Genomic DNA, 20,135 nt, shown 5'->3' with positions numbered 1-20,135 from the left:
ATGGAAAGATAAGTAAGAATCAGGCAAAGCAATGCCAGATCATGGACAAACTTTGTCATTAGGAGTGAAACTTAATTTTTAAATAACTGGTTTGCAATGATTTATGTCATTTTTTTTCATTTTTCCCCATAGTTTTTATTTATTATTTAAAATAGATAAAAATCAACAAAAGAAGATACTTCCAAAAAATTCAAAGTAAAAAATAAACATTCAATTATTAACAGCATTTTATCAAATATTCAAATGAAAATATTTTTTTTATATGTAAAATACATTTTCATGTTATTTTTATTACATTGGTATCACTATTTAACTTATATCAACCAAAACAATTCAATTATGAGGATAAGCCCTTATGCCAAAAAATCCGCCGGAGCGTGGATATTGGCGACTTTTATGATTCTATTTTCTTGTCAGGAACTTGAGGTACCTGATATGACAGCTGACGAAGTTGCTGCAGCTGCGGAGCGTTTGGGACAGGATGGGCCCAACGGATTGATTTTCGGTTCTGAAGCACCAGGCGAAGCCTCGTCTCCTACGTCCGCCGGTGGCGTCATGCCCTATATCATTGCTGGAGCGAATGCAGGTGGTAATAGAACCTGTGCCGAAGTATCGAGTGCTTTCAATGTTTCATTTGAATCTTCAACCGGAAAAGATGATTATGGCTCAGAAGCCCAGTACGATTTAGGTCCCTTCACTATAAAAATGACAGGAGGCACTTTTATAGAATGGACCTTCAATGGAAGTGAGGATGAATGTCTAGATGAAGTAGCATTTATCGTAAAAGGGGGTAATGCCGCAAACGTATATGTTTATAGTGGAGGTTTTACTACAGACAGCGGATTAGCTTCTCCGCCTAATTCCTCTGACGAATCTGCTGGATTGAGCAACTTAACCATTTGCTACACTGTCACTACAAAGCCTGATGCCCCAACCGTATCAGTTGAATCCGTAGAGGAATGTTATGAGGAAGGAGTAACCGAATCCTTGAACGCTAATGATTACATCACCTCAACTGATCCAGTAAAATGGTTCACGACTGAAGAGGGGGACGAGGAAGCAAACCCTATTATTACAGAGCTTGATGTTGCCGTAACCCTTTGGGCTGAAGCCTACAACGGCAACTGTGTGAGCAGCAGCAGAACTCCAATCACCCTTCTTCTTGAAGACTGTGATGATACTGTTATAGAAGAAGACCCATGCACTGATTGGTTTGGAGAAACAGCTTGGGCTGATGGTCCTCAATATCCCAACATAGCCAACTGGTTCACATACACCCCATATAACGGAGAGGAAAATACTGTTACCTTATACGCAGGCCAAACATTAGAAGCAGGACAAGTAACCCTATCAGCTCCTTCAGATGGTAAAGTAACTATTACCATTATCCTGAATGAAGGCTGGAGATTCGCCAGGGTAAAAGACAACGTGAAAATCCAAGGCTATTCCTCAACACCTCAGTGGAATAGTCCAAGGTTAGGACGGTTTGCTAACAAACAATCAGTTCCGCTGTCAGAAAATTCAGTAACCGTTGAAGTGAATACTGCCAATTTCTATGGCATCCATGTGGATGTTGAGGAAGAAAGGGAAGTAGAATGTCCTGACGAAGAAGACTAACCTCAGCATATGTTTCTTTTAAAAAAAGGCCGCTTTTTAAGTGGCCTTTTTTTATGATAAAACCCAAGAGAAGATAAAGTCAGGAGTCATTTAAAAAAAAACTCTATCTCCGAAAATAATTTTTCCCGTTTTTTAAAAATTTATTTTCACATAATTTTAATATTTATTGTTGAATAAAATTTACTAATGGTTGTAAAAATCAAAATTCAATATTTACACCCATTTATTCATAATTAATAATAATGCCCTAATTTTTGTTTGAATTATTTTTTATGCATTTCATATACAAGTAATTGTTTTTTGATTTATGTTTGCATCGTTGTTATACAACAAAAAGGATTCAACCCCATCAAACAAAAATCTTATGAAATCAATCACTACACTCAAGTGGTCTTCCTTGGTGATGACCCTAGCCACTTTGGCTTTCCTGTCCAGCTGCAGTCAGATAGACAGTGACGTAAATCCAGCAACACTGGAAGAAACAACTATCTCTCAAAACAGCATCAACATGACGGCCATGCAACCTGGTGTCACTTCCTATATCTGGGAAATGATGAGAGGACCTGTAAACGGAGGAAACCTAAGCTGTTCAGACCTTGGAGAATTTGAGTTCTCCACAGGCAGAAATAGTGTTGAAAACGGAGAGTTTGTAAACAGCTGGCCATCTGAGATTGAAGTGGATGTTGTCGACGGAAAATTTGTAAGCTGGTCTTATGTGGGCGCTATTCCTACAGGGAAATGTCTGGTAATGTCTGTAATCGTAAAAGGAGGACCTAATCACACAGTGGCTACTTATGAAGCTGGCATCAATTCAGGTTCTGGAATTGCTGCCCCTAATGTTGGAAGAGGCAATATTCCAGATGTATCCAACCTTACTTTCTGCTGGAACTTTGTGGATTGTGATGATGACACTGATTTGGAAGAAGAATGTGAAGGAAAAGAACAAACCGCTTATGCAGGTACACTGGGAAGTGGAAGTGCTTGGTGGTTCTATATAGATACCCAATCTGGTGAAACTGAGTTCCCTATCTATGCTGGTCAAAAATTAACAGACGGAACAGTAACAGTAATTAATGACAAAATCACTATCAACCTTGGGAGCTGGTCTCTTCAAGATGATGACGAGGCGGTTAAAGTGTTGGCATACAACACACTTCCAACTTCAAGACCTCCAAGTGGAGGAGGGCCTGGCTCTCCAAGAATATATGCTGGAAAAGATCTTGAGATAACTGGAAATGGATCAAGATACTACGTAGTTCACTTAGATTCCTTTGGATGTGTATTCCTGGAAAATGAAGACTAAGCATTAATCAACCAATAAAAAAAGGGACACCCACCGGGCGTCCCTTTTTTATTTTAACCTCAACCAAACCTATATCTAATCCGCCCTATGCGCAATAGGATCGGGCGTATTGTCCTTGTCATTTTTGATATGCCCATCAGCTCGGATATTCCCTAATAGCCGAAGTCCTGCCACATGGGGAGCTGCCATGGAAGTACCACTCTTATTCCCATATCCACCTCTCAAAATAGTAGATTTTATACCTACTCCCGGAGCAGCCCAGTCAATTGGAGGATTGCCATAGTTTGAAGAATTGGCCATCACATCTCGGCTATCCATAGAAGAAACCGTCTGCAAGAAAGGACCGTTTGCCCTTGCAGGGGAATAGTTGTTGGCATCCGCAGCATTGTTGCCCGCAGAAGTCACAAACCAGATTCCTTTATTGGAGGCATTGATCACCGCATTGTCAAAAGTAGTATTGGCAGAAGCTCCTATGCTCAAGTTGGCCACATCACCGGGCTTACCCACAGAAGCTACGTAATCTACTCCAGCGATAGCCCAAGAAACTCTTCCTCTTCCATCATCACCCATGATCTTCACAGGCACCACCTGCACGCCGGCAGCAACCCCCACCACACCAAAGTGATTGTCGATCGCACCGATAATTCCTGCCACATGGGTACCATGACTATGAAGGTCAGAAAGCGTAGTACTGATATCATCAGGAACGATCTTTCTCCCCAACTCCACATTCACATTCAGATCAGGATGATCCAATTCTATACCAGTATCCAATACAAATGCTACATTATTACCTGTATATCTTTTAAATCCGCCAACTCTTTGAATTCCCCAAGGCACTTCCTGAGTGGAAGGACCTGAATAGGGCTCCTCTTCCACTGGCTCTTCACTTACAGGGTCTTCGGACTTTGGCTCATCTGCCGGCTCTTCTTTTGGCTCATCTGCTGGTTCCTCAGGAGCTTCCGGATTGTCAGGATCTGAAGGAGCTGGCTCATCTGCCGGCTCTTCGGGTGCAGGAGCAGGCTCTGAGGGTGTTTGATTTTTTGGGCCACCACCACGGGTACCACCATTACCACCACCGTTTCCATTGCCTCGATTGTGGGCAATGACCTCATCTTGGTGAATACTTTTTACTCTTGGATCCCTTCGCATCATCTCCAACTCTTTTTCATTCAACTTTACTGAAAAGCCATCTACAGCTGTTCCGAATACATTCCTTAGGTTTTCATCTCCTATTCTATATTCAGCCAATAAGCTTTCAGACAACTCTCTCATGAAAACTTGAGTTTCCTCGTAATCACCACCTCTTCTAAAATTGATAGTGGCAGGCTGCAACTCTATAATGTACTCTCCTGGTACAAATTCTGCAGCTGCAAAAGATTCCATTTCGAACTCAGGCTCCTGAATTATTTCCATATCCTGTTGACAAGCAAAGGCCAAAACGGCCAGAGCCAACAGCAATACACTTCCCATTTTCCTTTGAAACATTACATAGGGCTTCATTTTTCCTCCTTTTTTTATGGTTAATTTTAAATCGGTAATTTTCCTCGTTGTCAGACAGATAAATGCACTTCGTATAAAGGCATAAAAAAAGCCGCCCTAACAGGCGGCTTTTGGTGTTTGCTTTTCAGTGGATTTATCCTTTTCCGGCTTGACCTTCCATTGTGTATAAGGGTATAAGATTCCAGGAAACTTTTGGTGATTAAGCTCCTTCACTGAAGATTGTACGGATGTAAGCACAGGGGTCATAAGCTGCTAGAATTCAATTATTTCTGTTCAAAATTGCAGGATAAAAAAGTAAAAACCAAAACAATGAAAATCAGAAAAACGGACTGTTTAAAGATAATTTTCTAGCAAAAAAAGCATATTAAAAAATAATCCAACAAATTCCGTATTGTAAAAAATCACTTTTTATCAGACCAAATATTTCGTTTTTAACCAAATATTTTTTTGACTTTTTTTACAAAACATATTATAAATTTTGATCTTCATTTTTGTAGTGATGAAATTTCAACAAAATCGAAAAATGAAACTTTACGTTATTTTTGCTAGCTCCGAAATGATTACAAAGTTTAAAAATAGATCTTAAAAAACATATTTGTATCCTATAGTATTTTTGTAATAACTCAATCCTTGCATAGAGATCCTTAAAACCCATTTATGGTTTGGAAGGATTTTCCCCATTTTCACAGGTTATTTTTCAAGTATCACTTTACAAAAAAAAGAGCAAGCCATAAATAGCTTGCTCATTTTTTTAATCTTCGAATTATTTAATTCTAAACTCTCTCAAACACCCTTCTAAAACTGCAAGCCTCGGCCAGCCTGCCATGCAAATCCGCAATGGCAACCCGTTCTTGCTCTGTAGTATCTCTGTGCCTGATGGTCACAGTATTGTCCTCCAAAGTCTGATGGTCTACCGCAATACAGAAAGGAGTACCAATCAAATCCTGTCTGGTATATCTCTTCCCAATGGAAGCCGCTTCTTCATAGATGATATTGAAATCATACTTCAAGGCCTCTACGATTTCATGAGCTTTTTCTGGCAAACCATCCTTTTTGGTCAAAGGCAAGATCGCAGCTTTTACGGGGGCAATCGCAGGATGGAACTTCAAGTACGTCCTTTGCTTGCCTTCGACCTCTTCATCTACATATGCATTGCATAAGGTCATCAAAAACAAGCGGTCAGCTCCTATGGAAGTCTCTATCACATACGGGATATAGTTTTGGTTGATCTCCGGATCAAAGTACTGTTGCTTCTTCTTCGAGAACTCCTGATGGCTCTTCAGGTCAAAATCAGTTCTTGAGTGGATGCCTTCTACCTCTTTGAAGCCAAAAGGAAACTGATATTCTATATCCATTGCAGCGTTGGCGTAGTGCGCCAACTTTTCGTGGTCATGTCTTCTGAGCTTTTCCTCTGGGATACCCAGTGCCTTGTGCCATTTCATTCTGGTTTCAGCCCATTGCTTGTACCAATCCAGTTCAGTGCCTGGACGCACAAAAAACTGCATCTCCATCTGTTCGAACTCCCTCATCCTGAAAATAAACTGACGTGCCACAATTTCATTTCGGAAAGCCTTTCCAATTTGGGCTATACCGAAAGGAACTTTCATCCTAGCTGTCTTTTGCACATTGAGAAAATTGACAAAAATACCCTGAGCAGTCTCAGGTCTGAGGTAAATGGTAGAGGCATCCTCCGCCACAGATCCCACTTGGGTCGAAAACATCAGGTTAAACTGACGCACATCTGTCCAATTGCTTGTCCCAGAAATCGGACATTTGATAGCCTCATTGACAATCAGATCCCTTACACCAGCCAAGTCTTCTGCTTCCAATAGTCTTCCCATTGCATTTAGCAATTCCTGAGCCCTTTCTTTGTCCCCAGCATTTTCATAAGCAGCGGCTTTATCTTCTATCAGCACATCTGCCCTATATCTTTTTTTGGAATCCTTATTATCAATCATCGGATCATTGAAGCTATCCACGTGACCGGAGGCCTTCCAAGTAGTGGGATGCATAAATATAGCCGCATCAATTCCAACAATATTCTCATTGAGTCTGGTCATGGTCTCCCACCACAATCTTTTGAGGTTGTTTTTAAGCTCTACCCCATAAGCTCCGTAATCGTACACTGCCTGAAGGCCGTCATAAATTTCCGATGAGGGATACACAAAACCATATTCCTTGGCATGTGCTATAATATCTTTCAATTGTGCGTTTTCCGCATTCTGTTCATTTTTTGCCATAGCCCGCAAAATTAAATAAAATGAGGGAATAGCAAGTGATAATCCTGAAAACTAAGCCTATTCTTTCTTTGCTTGAAAAGATGATTGCCATTGTAGTTCCATTCTCAGGTTGTTTTACTTAGATTTTGCCATAAAACCAAAACAGCCCTGACAGTCAATTCTGCCAGGGCTGAATTTATTGATCAATGATTATTCGCAATTTGAATTTACACTTTACCTAAATGTATACTTCAATCCAATCCCTGCTCTAAAGAAATTCCTTCTTTCTGTGGGGAAAATGGGGCTGGCCTCCATCAAAAATCCAAAATTTTTAGAAGCAAAAGGCTTGACTAAAACACCCAACGGCACACCTAAATAAAACCCAGGGTCTCCACCATCAGTCCCTAAGTGGAATCCAGAGTAAAAATTCACTTCGTCCCTTCTCACGAAGTTATACCCAAAAGTACCTTCTATACCCACATTTCGTCCTGTGGACACCCTTGCTTCTCCAAACATCTGATTGTCGGGATCGGTACCTATCGAAGCAAAAGTAGCTGAAGACAACCTGTATACTCCCGCTGAAATCTGTGCTTGAGATTCTAATACGGCCATAAAAAACATGACCATGGAAAATAGAACAATCTTTTTCATTATAATTAAATAGTTGGTTTCCCTTCATTTTACAAAGACTCTGCCAAAACAGAATTAAATCAGTTGATAATACAGGATTTCCATTGATCATTTTTAAGGCTCATAATCCTCCAATCCCCACAATATCCTTAACTTTGTTTCTCATATAACCATCCAAATTACTCCCCATGAACGAAAGGTATATGCAACGTGGCGTATCCGCGTCCAAAGAAGATGTTCACCAAGCCATTTCTAATTTAGATAAAGGTCTTTTTCCAAAAGCCTTTTGCAAAATTGTAGCCGATACACTTGGCAATGACCCTGAGTATTGTAACATCATGCACGCTGATGGTGCAGGTACAAAATCCTCCCTGGCATATATGTACTGGAAAGAAACAGGGGATTTGAGTGTTTGGAAGGGAATCGCTCAAGACGCAATCATCATGAACACAGATGATCTGCTTTGTGTAGGCGCTGTCAATAATATTTTGGTATCTTCTACCATTGGGCGAAATAAAAATTTGATTCCTGGGGAAGTGGTTTCAGCAATCATCAACGGTACGGAAGAAGTGCTTCAGATGCTCAGAGATCATGGGGTCAATATAATTTTGACAGGAGGAGAAACGGCCGATGTAGGTGATTTGGTGAGAACCGTCATTGTAGACAGTACCGTCACTTGCAGAATGCGGAGAGATGAAGTCGTCTCCAACAACAATATCCGTCCAGGGGATGTAGTAGTAGGACTTTCTTCATTTGGCCAAGCTACCTATGAGGATTTTTACAATGGAGGTATGGGCAGCAATGGTCTAACTTCAGCAAGACATGATATCTTTAATAAATTGTTGAAAACCAAGTATCCCGAAAGCTTTGACCCTGCTGTACCGGAAGAATTGGTTTATTCCGGAAAATATAATCTTACTGATCCAGCCCCAGGCTTACCTTTAGATATTGGCAAATTGGTACTGTCCCCTACACGGACCTACGCTCCCATATTGATCGACGTGCTGAAGTACTTAAGAGAAAAAGTACACGGGATCGTCCATTGCAGTGGTGGCGCCCAGACCAAAGTTTTGCATTTTGTAGACAATGTGCACGTAGTCAAAGACAACATGTTTGAAACTCCTACACTCTTCAAACTTATTCAGGAAGAAAGCGGAACAGATTGGAAAGAAATGTATAAGGTTTTCAATATGGGCCACAGAATGGAAGTTTACCTGGAAGAAAGGTATGCTGAGGAAGTAATAGACATAGCCGAAAACTTAGGGGTAGAAGCTAAAATCATTGGTCGCGTATTGCCTTATGAAGGCAAAAAAGTAACCATTCAAAGTCCACATGGAACATTCGAATATTAATTGTTGAAGGAAAATGCAAAAAACTAAACTCCAAAAATTCTTTAGGGCCATAGCCTGGATTCTTGGAGTTTTGCTTTTTTTAGTCCTGGCACTTTTTACCCGGGTAGACAGAACTGATTTTAGAGAGATGGAATACTATTCCAAAACACTCCATATACTTGATACCCTTTCTCTATCTTCAAGTCAAGGAGAAAATTGGCTCACCGGCTGGTCAAAAGTAAACAGCACCCCAGAATCACCGGTAAACCTGGTCGGATACAAGCCTCGAGGAAAATACGATTTTGTTCAGGACAGTACTTTTATCAGGACTTTAACAATCAGTAATGGACACAACACAGTCGTTTTTCTCAATTACGAATTGATGATCATTCATCCAGTGCTATACAATAGGATCAAAGAAGCAATTAAAAGAAATTACCCTCAAATAGATTTTGTCTATTTCACGGCGACCCATACTCATTCAGGTATGGGTGGCTACATGCCAGGGTTAGCAGGTAGTCTTGCGTTTGGGGGCTATGATGAAGATATCATGCAGCTTTTGGAAAAAAGGTCTTTACTGGGTATCCGGGAATCCCTTTCATCCTTAGACACTACTACACTTTTTTATCAGGTTGCAAATACCCAAAACCTTGTTGGAAACAGGCTCAAAGTAGACGACCCGGTTGACCCTTTTATCAGAAAGCTGATCTTAGAAAAGAAAAATGGGGAGAAGGGTATTTTTCTCAGCTATGCTGCCCACTCTACTATTCACGACTCCAAATTCAAAGGGCTTTCAGGTGATTATCCACATTATTTGATGGATAAGCTAGAGCAAGGGGATTATGACTTTTCCATGTTTGCTGCAGGAACAGTAGGCAGCCACAGGCCTCTGGCAGGCGGAAAGACCATCGAGCATGTAAAGACCTATGCAGATAGCCTTTATTTACAAATGGGAAAAGGCATCAAGGTCAGTGATAAAATCAATGAACATCAAATCTCTTTCACGAACTTTCCCTTACATCTCAGAAAACCACATTATAGAATTGCAAAAAATGTCAGACTAAGACCCTATATTTTTAATAGCCTTTTCGGGGAAACCAATGCCCACTTTGATGTCATACTGTTAGGGGATCTTTTATTGATAAGCTCCAGTGGGGAAATTTCAGGAGTATTCATGCAGGCATGGGAAAAATACGCACAGGAGCAAGGTTTATATTTAATCATTTCCTGCTTCAACGGAGGGTATATCGGGTACATTACACCCGACGAATACTATGATGGCCCTTATTATGAGGCAAGGGATATGAATTGGTTTGGGCCGTACAATGGCGCTTATTTTGATGAAATTGTAAGAAAAATCATAGATAAAGCCTCAAATTAATAGGGTCAGGCACTATTTTATAGCCTTATTACGTACATTAAGTGTACATAACTAAACCCTTTTAACCATGAAAAACATTTTTAAAACATTTTCAGGCGTCAAATCACTTATCCAAAACCTAGACATTGAAAAAATAAACACACTTTCCCAAAAAGTAGATCTGAATGAAATGATTGGAATTGTTTCCAAGATGAGCGAGGAGGATTTGGGGAAAATGATGAAAATGATGAAAGGTGGTGGCGGTCAAAAAGAGATCCCTCCCATCAATGGGGATTTTTATGAATTGGGGAAAACACTTCCTCCCCATGAAAGGGAAATCCAACTGCGTGTTAGGGAATTTATGGAAAGTGAAATCCGGCCAATTGCCAACGATTGTTGGAACAAGGCAAAATTCCCCATGGAAATTATCCCAAAGATGGCTGAATTGAATATTGCAGGACTCACCTATAGTGGCTATGGATGCCCTGGCCATTCAGCTTTGTTGGAAGGTTTTATAGCAATGGAAATGGCACGGATTGATACTTCCATATCGACTTTTTTTGGAGTCCAAAGTGGACTTGCTATGGGTTCTATCTACCTATGCGGATCAGAAGAACAAAAGCATCAATGGCTGTCAAAAATGCAAAAACTGGAAACTATTGGGGCATTTGGTCTGACCGAGCCTGAAGTTGGTTCTGCCGTAGCCGGAGGACTCACCACCACTTGCAAAAGAGAAGGAGATGAATGGGTGATCAATGGCCAGAAAAAATGGATAGGAAATGCTACATTTTCTGATATTACCGTCATCTGGGCAAGAGATTTGGATGATCAACAAGTCAAAGGTTTTATTGTCAGAAAAGATAATCCGGGATTCCAAGCCGAAAAAATTGAAAACAAAATGGCTTTGCGTACGGTGCAAAACGCACTGATTACGATGAAAGATTGCATTGTGCCAGAATCTGACAGACTTCAAAATGCCAATTCTTTCAAAGATACAGCAGCAGTACTTAGAATGACTCGAGCAGGTGTAGCCTGGCAGGCTGTAGGCTGCTCAAGAGGTGCTTATGAAGTTGCCCTGAAATACACTAATGAAAGAAAGCAGTTTGGAAGGCCAATCGCCTCTTTCCAATTAGTGCAAGACCTTTTGGTAACCATGTTGGGTGACCTTACGGCAATGCAAAGTATGGTGTATAGACTTTCCCAAATGCAGGACAATGACGAGCTGCTGGACGAACATGCTTCCTTGGCCAAAGTATTCTGTACTTTAAGAATGAGGGATATTGTGGACCATGCCAGAGAGTTGTTTGGAGGAAACGGGATCTTATTGGAGTATGATATTGCAAGATTTGTGGCAGATGCGGAAGCTATTTATTCTTATGAAGGTACCAAAGAAATCAACTCCCTCATTGTTGGTAGGGCCATTACAGGCCACAGCGCATTTGTCTAAAAAGCTAAAAGTATAAAAGGCAGTAAAAAAGAGGCTTCCAGCTTGATGCGGGTTGTCTCTTTTTTTTGACCCTTTCTAAAAAATTCCAAAAGATGAAAAGCCGCTATCAACATGAAAACACTTGCGTAGATACTATAATAAGAAGGGAAAAAGAATAGCAATCCAAGTCCTGCAACAACAAGAAAAAAGCCAATCAAAATGATCAAAAGTTTTAAATTCTCCCTACTTAGCACTGTCAATACAGAACCAAAGCCCAATTCTTTATCTTCACCTTCATCCAGATAGGATAGTATTAACAAGTTGAGCAGAGCGAGAAAAAAATATACAGTAACAAATACCCAGAAAAAATGATCAAGATTTTCCTTTCCGCTTAGAACTATTGGTGCAAGACTGATTCCAGCGACATAAACAAAAGCCGTTGAAACTTCCTTAAGCCAGCTGCTTTGAAGACTAGTCTTGTGTAAAATAAAAAACCAAATTACCACCACTCCTGCCAATGTACCTCCAGGCATTCTCAAACTTTTGGTACTTTCTGAAAATACGAGCAATAAGACCCCCAAAAAAACAAAAAGTGCAACTGCAAGAAGGATACTTTTGAAATACTTTTGATGAAAGCTATGCCTGGCACTCACTTCTTTGTCACCTTTTATTTTTCTGCTATCAAGCAAATGATCAATACTGTAAATACACCAAACAGCTATTCCCAATAAGGTATATACCTCAAAAGGGGTCGAAGTATTCAGTAAATCTGAAAAGAAAAGCATACCAGCTACTGCCCCAAGTACCACATCCAAGGACAGTAGATTCATTCTTAAATAAAAGGTTCGAATTCTTTTCACTTAGGCAAATATAAAAGCTGAACTCATCAAAAATGCATAAAAAAGAAATAGCTTAGGATTCTAAATTTGAATAATCTCTAAACTCCTTTATCACATGGAAAAATTAATATTAACACTGTACTTCTGCCTTTTTTTTGGAAGCCTGACTTTTTCCCAATCAAAGACCAAAATAGCCTGCATAGGGGACAGCATCACCGAAGGTCCTGGAAGAGAAAGCCCTGCCAGTTATCCTTTACAACTGGGAGAAATTTTGGGAGATGCCTATGAGGTAAAAAATTTTGGAGTCAGTGGTAGGACATTACTCAAAAGGGGTGATTTCCCATTTTGGAATGAGCCACAATTTGAAGAAGCCAAAGCATATACTGCTGACATCCTTCTGATCAAGCTGGGAACAAATGACACGAAGCCTCAAAACTGGAAGTACAAAGATGATTTTAAAAAAGATTACATAGCACTGATCAATGAAATGAGGAAGGCTATGCCCGAAGGTGGACAGATTTATCTTATAAATCCTGTACCTGTTTTTCAGGACAATTTCAACATCAATGCCCAGGTAATGGATGAGGAGATAAGGCCTCTGCTTATCAAAATTGCAGCTGAAACTGATGTAGAAATATTAGACTTGTATTCACCTTTATTGCCATACTCAGAATTATTCCCAGATGGAATTCACCCAAATACCGAAGGCTTGTCCTTAATGGCAAAAGCTTTGTCCCAAAAAATCATTAAATAAAATATTTAACCCGGATTTTGTATTAGAATTTTGGTTTTTAAAACTGATTTATTGAAAACCCGGAAAACAAAAAAGCTACCATCTCTGGTAGCTTCTTGGGTTTCATTGTTAGAAAACCTTTTATCAGGTACCTTCAAGGGCATTGGCACCAGCGACAATCTCGAGGATTTCGTTGGTGATAGCAGCCTGTCTGGTTCTATTGTATTGTAATTTCAATTCTTTCAATAGGTCATTGGCATTTTCGGTAGCCTTATCCATTGAAGTCATTCTCGCACCATGCTCAGAAGCATTACTCTCTAGCACAGCTTTGTAAAATTGAGTTTTCAAGGCTTTTGGAACCAATTCTTCAATGACATACTCCTTGGATGGTTCCAAGATATAATCAGATTCGGCTTTCTCCTCTACCTTGGAGTTTGCTACTACATCTCCTCCCATTGGTAAAAATTGCTCAGCTACGACTTCCTGTGTGGCAACATTCTTAAAGTGATTGTACACCAATACAACTTTATCAAATTTCTTGGCCACAAAAGCGTCCATCACATATTCAGAGATAACCCTCACACTGTCATAATTGACATCCATGAATATTTCAGAGAATTCAGGAATAAGCTTGAAGTTTCTCTTCCGGAAATTATCCAATGCCTTCTTGCCTAAAGGAAGCACAGTAATATTTACATCTTTATATTTATTTTCCAACAAGTAATTGGAAGCCTTAATCACATTGGCATTGAACGCACCACAAAGACCTTTATCTGAAGTCATTGCTACGACCAATACATTTTGTACAGGTCTTTGCTCTCCATATACGATATCCAACTCACCTCCCATAGAAGCCACAACATCGTCTAGGATGGCAGTCAACTTTTGAGAATATGGACGCATTTTAAGAATTTTGTCCTGAGCTTTTCTCAACTTAGCAGCTGCCACCATCTTCATGGCCTTGGTTATTTGCTGCGTTGAGGTTACTGAGGTAATCCTCTGTTTTACTTCCTTAAGGTTAGGCATAAGTTTTTCTTTTCAGAAAATATTGGAAAAACTCCAGCACTTAGAGAATCCCAAGTCCTGGAGTTGAATGATTTAATTAATTTTTGGCGTATTTGGCAGAAAGGTCCTTAGCAGCCTGCTCAAGTATCTTTCCAGCATCGTCAATCTTATTCTTAAGGATAAGCTCCAATGCTTCAGGGTAGTTAGACTTCAACAAGTTGTAAAACTCTCTCTCAAACTGTCTGGCCTTTTCTACCGGAATGGTATCCATAAAGCCTTTGGTAGAAACATAAATGATTGCTACCTGAAGTTCAACAGCCACTGGGGAATACTGAGGTTGTTTCAATATTTCTTGGTTTCTTCTACCTCTTTCGATTGTTCTTTTGGTAGAGGCATCCAAGTCAGATCCAAATTTGGAGAAAGCTTCCAATTCACGGAACTGCGCTTGATCCAGCTTCAAAGTACCCGCTACTTTTTTCATGGATTTGATCTGAGCACTACCTCCAACTCGGGAAACGGAGATACCAACGTTGATGGCAGGTCGGATACCGGAGTTGAACAAGTTAGTCTCCAAGAAAATCTGACCATCTGTAATGGAAATCACATTTGTAGGAATATATGCAGAAACGTCACCTGCCTGAGTTTCGATAATAGGAAGTGCAGTCAAAGAACCACCACCTTTCACCTTATCTTTCAGGGATTCAGGAAGATCATTCATTTGCTTGGCTATATCATCAGAAGCATTGATCTTAGCTGCTCTTTCCAACAATCTCGAGTGAAGGTAGAAAACATCACCTGGATATGCTTCACGTCCTGGAGGTCTTCTCAATAGAAGGGACACCTCACGGTAAGCAACCGCCTGCTTGGACAAATCATCATAAATTACCAAGGCAGGACGTCCAGTGTCTCTAAAGTACTCACCTATACAAGCACCCGTAAATGGAGCAAAGAACTGCATCGGAGCTGGATCTGAAGCTGCAGCAGAAACTACAACTGAATAAGGTAGCGCGCCTCCTTTTTCCAAGGCAGCTACGATTCCGGCAACTGTTGATGCCTTTTGACCGATCGCTACATAGATACAGAATACAGGCTCCCCTCTTTCGTAAAATTCCTTTTGGTTTAGAATCGTATCAATGGCTACAGCGGTTTTACCAGTCTGACGATCACCGATAATCAATTCTCGCTGACCTCTTCCGATTGGAATCATGGAGTCAATCGCTTTTATACCTGTCTGAAGTGGCTCATTTACAGGCTGACGGTAAATTACCCCAGGAGCTTTACGCTCAAGTGGCATTTCATAAAGATCCCCTTCAATAGGGCCTTTTCCGTCTATAGGATTACCTAGGGTATCTACTACCCTTCCAAGCATCCCTTCTCCTACTTTGATAGAAGCAATACTCTTGGTTCTCTTTACATTGTCGCCTTCTTTGACCAACTTGGAATCACCGAACAATACGGCACCCACATTGTCTTCTTCAAGGTTAAGAACCATCGCTCTAAGACCATTGTCAAACTCAAGTAGTTCTCCAGCCTGTGCTTTGCTAAGTCCATATATACGGGCAACCCCGTCACCGACTTGGAGAACGGTACCCACTTCTTCAAGTTCGGCTTCAGTCTTGACATTGGAAAGTTGCTCTCTCAATATCGCTGAAACTTCATCAGGTCTAACTTGTGCCATTATATTTTTTATTAAATGTTATGCGAATATTTTAGTATAATTTGACGAAATACCTTTGGGCAAATTTCAGTCTTAATGTTCTAAGCTTATTGCTGATTGAATCATCCAACAATTTATCGTTTACTTTTAGGATAAAACCTCCGATAATTTCCGGATTGATTTTCTCTACAAGCTCTACAGTTTTCAGTCCTGAAATTTCCTTTACTATTTCAACCACTGATTTTTTCAAATCGTCGGTCAGCTTAAAAGTAGTGGTAATTTCAGCCACTTGAATTCCTTTTTGAAGATTGTATTGCTTCTGGAATTCTTTAGCGGTAGCCAACAATACCTCTGATCTGTTTTTTCTGGTAATAATTCCAAAAAAGCTCATGGTAATGTTACTTGCAGTTTTGGAGAATAAACGATCCAAAACATTGAATTTTTTATCTGTATTGACAATAGGGCTTTCTAGCATGAGAACAAAGTCCCTGTTTTCTGAAGCAATTGTCAACAATAGTTTGACATCCTTTGCCACTTCTTCCAATTGTTCTTTCTCTACAGCAAGTTCCAAAAGGGCTTTAGCGTATCGGGATGCTACTTTTATATCTGACATAATCAGTTCAACTTAAGGTCTTTGATCAACTCTTCCACCAAAGCTTTTTGCTTGGCATCATCAGCAAGGTTATTTCTCAGTACTTTTTCTGCGATAGAGAGAGAAAGCGCGGCAACCTGAACTTTAACATCTTCAAGAGCAGCCTGCTTTTCAGTTTCAATTGCTTTTTTGGCTGCTTCCAGCATTTTTGCACCTTCAGTTTGAGCTGCTCCTTTAGCATCTTCTACAATCTGCTTGGCAGTTTCGGTAGCTTTCAAAAGCATTTCATCCCTTTCAAGCTTGGCTTCATGGATGATTTTTTCATTTTCTGCCTTAAGGTTGGCCATTTCATTTCTGGCTGTTTCAGCAGATTTGAGGGCATCTTCTATACTTTTTTCTCGCTCATCAAGAGCAGAAAGAATAGGCTTCCAAGCAAACTTAGCAAGGATAAACAGTAATATGGAAAATCCAATGATTTGCCATATGATCAAGCCGGAACCGGGAATAATAAGATCCATATATAGATTTTTTAGCTTATTGTCACTTTTTGTTCAATTGGAATAAAAGGGATTGGCCTAGCGCCAATCCCTGATCTTTGTCTTAGAAAGTGTAATCACCCAATGCAATAAGTAGACAAACTACTACCGCAAATAGGGAAACCACCTCAATAAGAGCCGCGATGATCAACATGGCAGTTTGGATTTTTCCAGCTGCTTCAGGCTGACGAGCGATGCCCTCCATTGCTTGACCACCGATTCTACCGATACCCAGACCTGCGCCTATCGCTACAATTCCGGCACCGATACCAGCACCCATTAGTGCGAAACCGGCAGTTAATAAGATTGAAGTTAACATACTTGTTAGGTTTTATAAATTGAACAAAGAAATTACTAATTAATGATGCTCGTGCTCCGCTACTGCCTGACCAATATACATGGCAGAGAAAAGCGTAAATACATAAGCCTGGATGGTAGCTACCAACAATTCAATCATGTTGATAAAGACTACCATGATCGTACTTGCCAATCCTACAGCATAAGATTCAAATACGAATATCAATCCGATGAAGCTCAAAATCACAATGTGACCAGCAGTGATCGCTACAAATAGTCGGACCATCAGGGCAAATGGCTTGGTAAACAGACCAATGATCTCAACAGGTACAATGATCAACAGCAATGGCACCGGAACGCCTGGAGTAGCCACTACGTGCTTCCAGTAATCCTTATTACCGTTCAGGTTTGTCACAAAGAAAGTGAAAATAGCCAAAGTAGCTGTTACAGCAATGTTACCCGTCAAGTTGGCTGCTCCAGGAAACAAGCCCAATAAGTTACCAAACCAAATGAAAAAGAAAATTGTCAAAAGATATGGTGTGAAGTTTTTGTATTTGTGGTGCCCAATATTTGGAAGAGCGATTTCGTCCCTCACAAAGACCACAATCGGCTCGATAAAAGAAGCCGCACCTTTGGGGGCTGTACCTGGATTTTTCTTGTAATGACTAGCCGCAGATAAAATTATCCAAAGTACAATCGCCAAAACTATGAACAACATGGCCACATTTTTAGTGATAGACAAGTCTATAAAAGACCTACCATCAACTGATTGCAGGTGATCATGTTCATCAATGAAGTACCCATTATATGCGTACGCTTCACCAAAAAGATGCGTCTCTGGATTTTGAAATTGACTTGATTTGTAAATCTCCAATCCTCTATCTGAAGAATAAATAATTACTGGCAATGGCAATGTCAGGTGCGTATGTCCAAAAGTTGCAAAATGCCATTCATGCGAGTCCTTTACGTGGTGCATGATAAAGCCGGTTTTATCATCTTCATCTCCTGCTGCTACAGCTACATTTGGACTTGCAATCCAAAATACTGATAATAAAACACTTAGGTAAAGAAATTTACGGACCATTAAACGATTTTTTAGAGCCTATTTCGAATTCGGGCGCAAATTAGCTATTACCCCGTATATATCAAACAATAAGTAAAAGAAATAAATGATAAAGAAATTGACCACAAACCAAATAATATTTTCGACTTTCAATACCAACATGATGGCCACAAAACCTATACTTGCCAAAAGACGGATGCCTATAGCTCCCAATAAAATATTGACGGAATTTTCTTTGCTGATTTCCATCAAATACTGAGTAAACATTCCTGTCATCCAAGTCAGCAAAACAAAAAATGATAAGATAATCCATACCTTTTCATGAATCCAATAAGGATCTAACAAGTATTCTAAAAGGAATATGAGGGCTGCCAAAATGAGTGACATTAAAAACAACCTGAAAGTTAAAATTTTAATAGCTTGCATTCCTACAAATTTGAACTTGCAAAGCTATTGATTTTTATGTTTCTCCTCCCGCTTTTGATCGTTTTTCATCTGGACAAATAATTGATAAAAAGCAACTATCACCCCTAAAAATGAAAATAACAGGAGCCAAATCGGAAATTTCATCTGGCTTTGTTGCTGAATATACCAACCTAATAGCGTACCGAGTCCTATCACAGCAAAGAGCTGGAAGGACAGGCCTATATATTTTAAAAAAGTTTGGAGGTTATCCTGCGGCAAATTGTTTTTTCCCTGGCTCATCCTTCTTGTCTTCTGACTTGGAAACTGTCAACGAATTGGTATTCATCTGACATTTACCGTTGAAAACAGCGCCATTTTCGACTACCAGTTTTTGCGTGGTGATATTTCCATTGACTACTGCAGACCTTTTCAGAAATAGCAAGTCTGTACAAATAACTTCACCATCTACCTTACCGGCAATCTCAGCTTCGGCGGAACTGATGTTCCCCTGAATCACTGCCGATTCACCGATTACTACTTTGGTTTTGGATTTTACCATACCCTCTACAGTCCCTTCAATTCTGATATTACCTTGCGCTGTAATATCACCTGTGATATGGGTCTCGTTGGAAATCACATTGCTGGAGTTTACCATGTCTACCACTGATTTTCTTTCTTCTGGTTTACTGAACATAATTAATCAAAGGAAATGAATTCTTGAGGATTTAGAGCTGAGCCTTGATACCAAAGCTCAAAATGAAGATGTGGTCCTGTACTGAGTTCGCCTGTATTGCCGATAATTGAAATTATCTCTCCGCTACGGACCAATTCTCCTACATTCTTCAATATTACCGAATTATGTTTATAAATGGAAATCAACTCATTAGAATGCTGAACTGCCACTACATATCCGGTAGCTAAGGTCCATGAACTGAACACGACTGTTCCGTCAAGGACACATTTCACCGCCTCATTTTCCTTTGCAACAATATCCACACCAAAGTGATCATTCTGAGGATCAAATACTGCTGTCAGTATTCCCTGAACTGGAGGAAACAAATAAATATTATTCATAGGAGTGCCTGTTCCGGAAAACTGAAAATTATTTTCAAAGGGCATTCCGCCCAACTCCTCAATGATTGCTTGTGTCCCTGCACTTGGCTGAAACCTATCCAATTCATTTCTTGCCCTTCCTGATTCGTATGGTACTGTATCCTGATCTTTGATGACGTCTTCCTCATTTTCCAGTACGTCCCCGGCAATAATTCTCTGAATGTTTTGCACATAGCCTTCCCTTTTTTCCAGCTCCAATACCAAGGAGTCTACCCTGTCTGATAGCTGAATAAAAAGCTCTGTACTTTCAGTTGCGGAAAGTGTAGGGTCAAACCATGCTTTGAGTACAGTTCTAGCCAAAAATAAAGAAGCCCCAAAAACCAGGATAAAAAAAAGCAAAAGAATAAGCGTTATCTTCTGGGCATTGATACTGAATGAAGTAAGCACAGAAAAATCCTTTTCTTTTCTGATTACAAAAAGATATTTGGAGCTGATGAGCTTTTTAAGTTTGTGTTTTAGGCCAATCATGTAAACTAATCCGACACTCAAAAATATAATAATAAATG

20 protein-coding genes are annotated in these 20,135 nt (G+C 40.0%); 6 read left to right on the top strand and 14 right to left on the bottom strand.

Annotated features, from left to right (window positions below; genetic code table 11):
- The first annotated feature begins 339 nt into the window (after positions 1-339).
- Both A33Q_RS19935 and A33Q_RS19930 read left to right on the top strand, forming a co-directional pair.
- On the top strand, positions 340-1,617 hold the full coding sequence (locus tag A33Q_RS19935) for a hypothetical protein (protein ID WP_009032904.1): 1,278 nt from the start codon (positions 340-342) through the stop codon (positions 1,615-1,617).
- Positions 1,618-1,981: 364 nt separating this feature from the next.
- The gene (locus A33Q_RS19930) at positions 1,982-2,920 is read left to right on the top strand and encodes a hypothetical protein (protein WP_009032905.1); all 939 of its coding nucleotides are present in this window, start codon (positions 1,982-1,984) and stop codon (positions 2,918-2,920) included.
- Positions 2,921-2,995: 75 nt separating this feature from the next.
- Here A33Q_RS19930 and A33Q_RS21700 read toward each other — a convergent pair whose 3' ends face one another.
- From A33Q_RS21700 to A33Q_RS19915, 3 genes are all read right to left on the bottom strand, one after another.
- Entirely contained in the window at positions 2,996-4,423 is a 1,428-nt protein-coding gene (locus A33Q_RS21700) for a S8 family serine peptidase (RefSeq protein ID WP_009032906.1), read from the bottom strand.
- Positions 4,424-5,196: 773 nt separating this feature from the next.
- Positions 5,197-6,663, bottom strand: a complete 1,467-nt coding sequence (locus tag A33Q_RS19920; protein ID WP_009032907.1) for a glycine--tRNA ligase — start codon at positions 6,661-6,663, stop codon at positions 5,197-5,199.
- Between the two features lie 213 nt (positions 6,664-6,876).
- Positions 6,877-7,293 carry a hypothetical protein gene (locus A33Q_RS19915; RefSeq protein WP_009032908.1) on the bottom strand — a complete coding sequence of 139 codons (417 nt, stop codon included), beginning with the start codon at positions 7,291-7,293 and terminating at the stop codon, positions 6,877-6,879.
- Between the two features lie 167 nt (positions 7,294-7,460).
- On the opposite strand from A33Q_RS19915, the gene A33Q_RS19910 reads away from it, so the two are divergent.
- The 3 genes from A33Q_RS19910 (at position 7,461) to A33Q_RS19900 (ending at position 11,410) form a co-directional block, all read left to right on the top strand.
- A complete protein-coding gene (locus tag A33Q_RS19910; RefSeq protein ID WP_009032909.1) occupies positions 7,461-8,624 on the top strand; it encodes an AIR synthase related protein in 1,164 nt (387 codons plus the stop codon).
- A 13-nt stretch (positions 8,625-8,637) separates the two neighbouring features.
- A complete protein-coding gene (locus A33Q_RS19905) occupies positions 8,638-9,984 on the top strand; it encodes a neutral/alkaline non-lysosomal ceramidase N-terminal domain-containing protein (protein ID WP_009032910.1) in 1,347 nt (448 codons plus the stop codon).
- A gap of 67 nt (positions 9,985-10,051) precedes the next feature.
- Entirely contained in the window at positions 10,052-11,410 is a 1,359-nt protein-coding gene (locus A33Q_RS19900; RefSeq protein ID WP_009032911.1) for an acyl-CoA dehydrogenase family protein, read from the top strand.
- On the opposite strand, the gene A33Q_RS19895 is transcribed toward A33Q_RS19900, so the two are convergent.
- The gene (locus A33Q_RS19895; protein WP_009032912.1) at positions 11,407-12,219 is read right to left on the bottom strand and encodes a hypothetical protein; all 813 of its coding nucleotides are present in this window, start codon (positions 12,217-12,219) and stop codon (positions 11,407-11,409) included. The genes A33Q_RS19900 and A33Q_RS19895 overlap by 4 nt on opposite strands.
- A gap of 124 nt (positions 12,220-12,343) precedes the next feature.
- Here A33Q_RS19895 and A33Q_RS19890 point away from each other — a divergent pair, with 124 nt between their 5' ends.
- Positions 12,344-12,982 carry a GDSL-type esterase/lipase family protein gene (locus A33Q_RS19890; protein ID WP_009032913.1) on the top strand — a complete coding sequence of 213 codons (639 nt, stop codon included), beginning with the start codon at positions 12,344-12,346 and terminating at the stop codon, positions 12,980-12,982.
- Positions 12,983-13,105: 123 nt separating this feature from the next.
- On the opposite strand, the gene atpG is transcribed toward A33Q_RS19890, so the two are convergent.
- The 10 genes from atpG to A33Q_RS19840 all read right to left on the bottom strand — a co-directional run bounded on the left by atpG (position 13,106) and on the right by A33Q_RS19840 (position 20,097).
- Entirely contained in the window at positions 13,106-13,987 is an 882-nt protein-coding gene (atpG, locus tag A33Q_RS19885; RefSeq protein ID WP_009032914.1) for an ATP synthase F1 subunit gamma, read from the bottom strand.
- Between the two features lie 76 nt (positions 13,988-14,063).
- Positions 14,064-15,644, bottom strand: coding sequence for a F0F1 ATP synthase subunit alpha (atpA, locus tag A33Q_RS19880; protein ID WP_009032915.1), 1,581 nt, complete (start codon positions 15,642-15,644; stop codon positions 14,064-14,066).
- A gap of 31 nt (positions 15,645-15,675) precedes the next feature.
- The gene (gene atpH, locus A33Q_RS19875; protein ID WP_009032916.1) at positions 15,676-16,236 is read right to left on the bottom strand and encodes an ATP synthase F1 subunit delta; all 561 of its coding nucleotides are present in this window, start codon (positions 16,234-16,236) and stop codon (positions 15,676-15,678) included.
- Between the two features lie 2 nt (positions 16,237-16,238).
- A complete protein-coding gene (locus A33Q_RS19870; RefSeq protein ID WP_009032917.1) occupies positions 16,239-16,733 on the bottom strand; it encodes a F0F1 ATP synthase subunit B in 495 nt (164 codons plus the stop codon).
- Between the two features lie 82 nt (positions 16,734-16,815).
- A complete protein-coding gene (atpE, locus tag A33Q_RS19865) occupies positions 16,816-17,070 on the bottom strand; it encodes an ATP synthase F0 subunit C (RefSeq protein WP_009032918.1) in 255 nt (84 codons plus the stop codon).
- Positions 17,071-17,109: 39 nt separating this feature from the next.
- Complete coding sequence (gene atpB, locus A33Q_RS19860) at positions 17,110-18,132, bottom strand: F0F1 ATP synthase subunit A (RefSeq protein WP_009032919.1); 1,023 nt, start codon at positions 18,130-18,132, stop codon at positions 17,110-17,112.
- Between the two features lie 18 nt (positions 18,133-18,150).
- Positions 18,151-18,537 carry a hypothetical protein gene (locus tag A33Q_RS19855; protein WP_009032920.1) on the bottom strand — a complete coding sequence of 129 codons (387 nt, stop codon included), beginning with the start codon at positions 18,535-18,537 and terminating at the stop codon, positions 18,151-18,153.
- A 24-nt stretch (positions 18,538-18,561) separates the two neighbouring features.
- Entirely contained in the window at positions 18,562-18,816 is a 255-nt protein-coding gene (locus tag A33Q_RS19850; RefSeq protein WP_040490732.1) for an AtpZ/AtpI family protein, read from the bottom strand.
- Positions 18,782-19,210, bottom strand: coding sequence for a bactofilin family protein (locus A33Q_RS19845; RefSeq protein ID WP_009032922.1), 429 nt, complete (start codon positions 19,208-19,210; stop codon positions 18,782-18,784). The genes A33Q_RS19850 and A33Q_RS19845 overlap by 35 nt, the downstream gene beginning before the upstream one ends.
- Positions 19,211-19,212: 2 nt before the next feature.
- Positions 19,213-20,097, bottom strand: coding sequence for a M23 family metallopeptidase (locus tag A33Q_RS19840; protein ID WP_009032923.1), 885 nt, complete (start codon positions 20,095-20,097; stop codon positions 19,213-19,215).
- Between the last annotated feature and the right edge of the window lie 38 nt (positions 20,098-20,135).

The organism is Indibacter alkaliphilus LW1, from assembly GCF_000295935.2.
GTDB classification, from domain to species: Bacteria; Bacteroidota; Bacteroidia; order Cytophagales; family Cyclobacteriaceae; genus Indibacter; species Indibacter alkaliphilus.
The sequence above is the reverse complement of the archived record's forward strand: the minus strand, read 5'-3'. Positions and strand labels throughout refer to the sequence as shown.

Bases quoted from the DNA above. Each gene is read 5' to 3' on its own strand.
- A33Q_RS19900 (WP_009032911.1), top strand. From the start codon at position 10,052: ATGAAAAACATTTTTAAAACATTTTCAGGCGTCAAATCACTTATCCAA.
- A33Q_RS21700 (WP_009032906.1), bottom strand. From the start codon at position 4,423: ATGAAGCCCTATGTAATGTTTCAAAGGAAAATGGGAAGTGTATTGCTG.
- A33Q_RS19920 (WP_009032907.1), bottom strand. From the start codon at position 6,663: ATGGCAAAAAATGAACAGAATGCGGAAAACGCACAATTGAAAGATATT.
- A33Q_RS19845 (WP_009032922.1), bottom strand. From the start codon at position 19,210: ATGTTCAGTAAACCAGAAGAAAGAAAATCAGTGGTAGACATGGTAAAC.
- A33Q_RS19915 (WP_009032908.1), bottom strand. From the start codon at position 7,293: ATGAAAAAGATTGTTCTATTTTCCATGGTCATGTTTTTTATGGCCGTA.
- atpH (WP_009032916.1), bottom strand. From the start codon at position 16,236: ATGTCAGATATAAAAGTAGCATCCCGATACGCTAAAGCCCTTTTGGAA.
- A33Q_RS19910 (WP_009032909.1), top strand. From the start codon at position 7,461: ATGAACGAAAGGTATATGCAACGTGGCGTATCCGCGTCCAAAGAAGAT.
- A33Q_RS19930 (WP_009032905.1), top strand. From the start codon at position 1,982: ATGAAATCAATCACTACACTCAAGTGGTCTTCCTTGGTGATGACCCTA.
- A33Q_RS19855 (WP_009032920.1), bottom strand. From the start codon at position 18,537: ATGCAAGCTATTAAAATTTTAACTTTCAGGTTGTTTTTAATGTCACTC.
- A33Q_RS19870 (WP_009032917.1), bottom strand. From the start codon at position 16,733: ATGGATCTTATTATTCCCGGTTCCGGCTTGATCATATGGCAAATCATT.
- A33Q_RS19850 (WP_040490732.1), bottom strand. From the start codon at position 18,816: ATGAGCCAGGGAAAAAACAATTTGCCGCAGGATAACCTCCAAACTTTT.
- A33Q_RS19890 (WP_009032913.1), top strand. From the start codon at position 12,344: ATGGAAAAATTAATATTAACACTGTACTTCTGCCTTTTTTTTGGAAGC.
- A33Q_RS19895 (WP_009032912.1), bottom strand. From the start codon at position 12,219: ATGAATCTACTGTCCTTGGATGTGGTACTTGGGGCAGTAGCTGGTATG.
- atpE (WP_009032918.1), bottom strand. From the start codon at position 17,070: ATGTTAACTTCAATCTTATTAACTGCCGGTTTCGCACTAATGGGTGCT.
- A33Q_RS19935 (WP_009032904.1), top strand. From the start codon at position 340: ATGAGGATAAGCCCTTATGCCAAAAAATCCGCCGGAGCGTGGATATTG.
- atpA (WP_009032915.1), bottom strand. From the start codon at position 15,644: ATGGCACAAGTTAGACCTGATGAAGTTTCAGCGATATTGAGAGAGCAA.
- atpB (WP_009032919.1), bottom strand. From the start codon at position 18,132: ATGGTCCGTAAATTTCTTTACCTAAGTGTTTTATTATCAGTATTTTGG.
- atpG (WP_009032914.1), bottom strand. From the start codon at position 13,987: ATGCCTAACCTTAAGGAAGTAAAACAGAGGATTACCTCAGTAACCTCA.
- A33Q_RS19905 (WP_009032910.1), top strand. From the start codon at position 8,638: ATGCAAAAAACTAAACTCCAAAAATTCTTTAGGGCCATAGCCTGGATT.
- A33Q_RS19840 (WP_009032923.1), bottom strand. From the start codon at position 20,097: ATGATTGGCCTAAAACACAAACTTAAAAAGCTCATCAGCTCCAAATAT.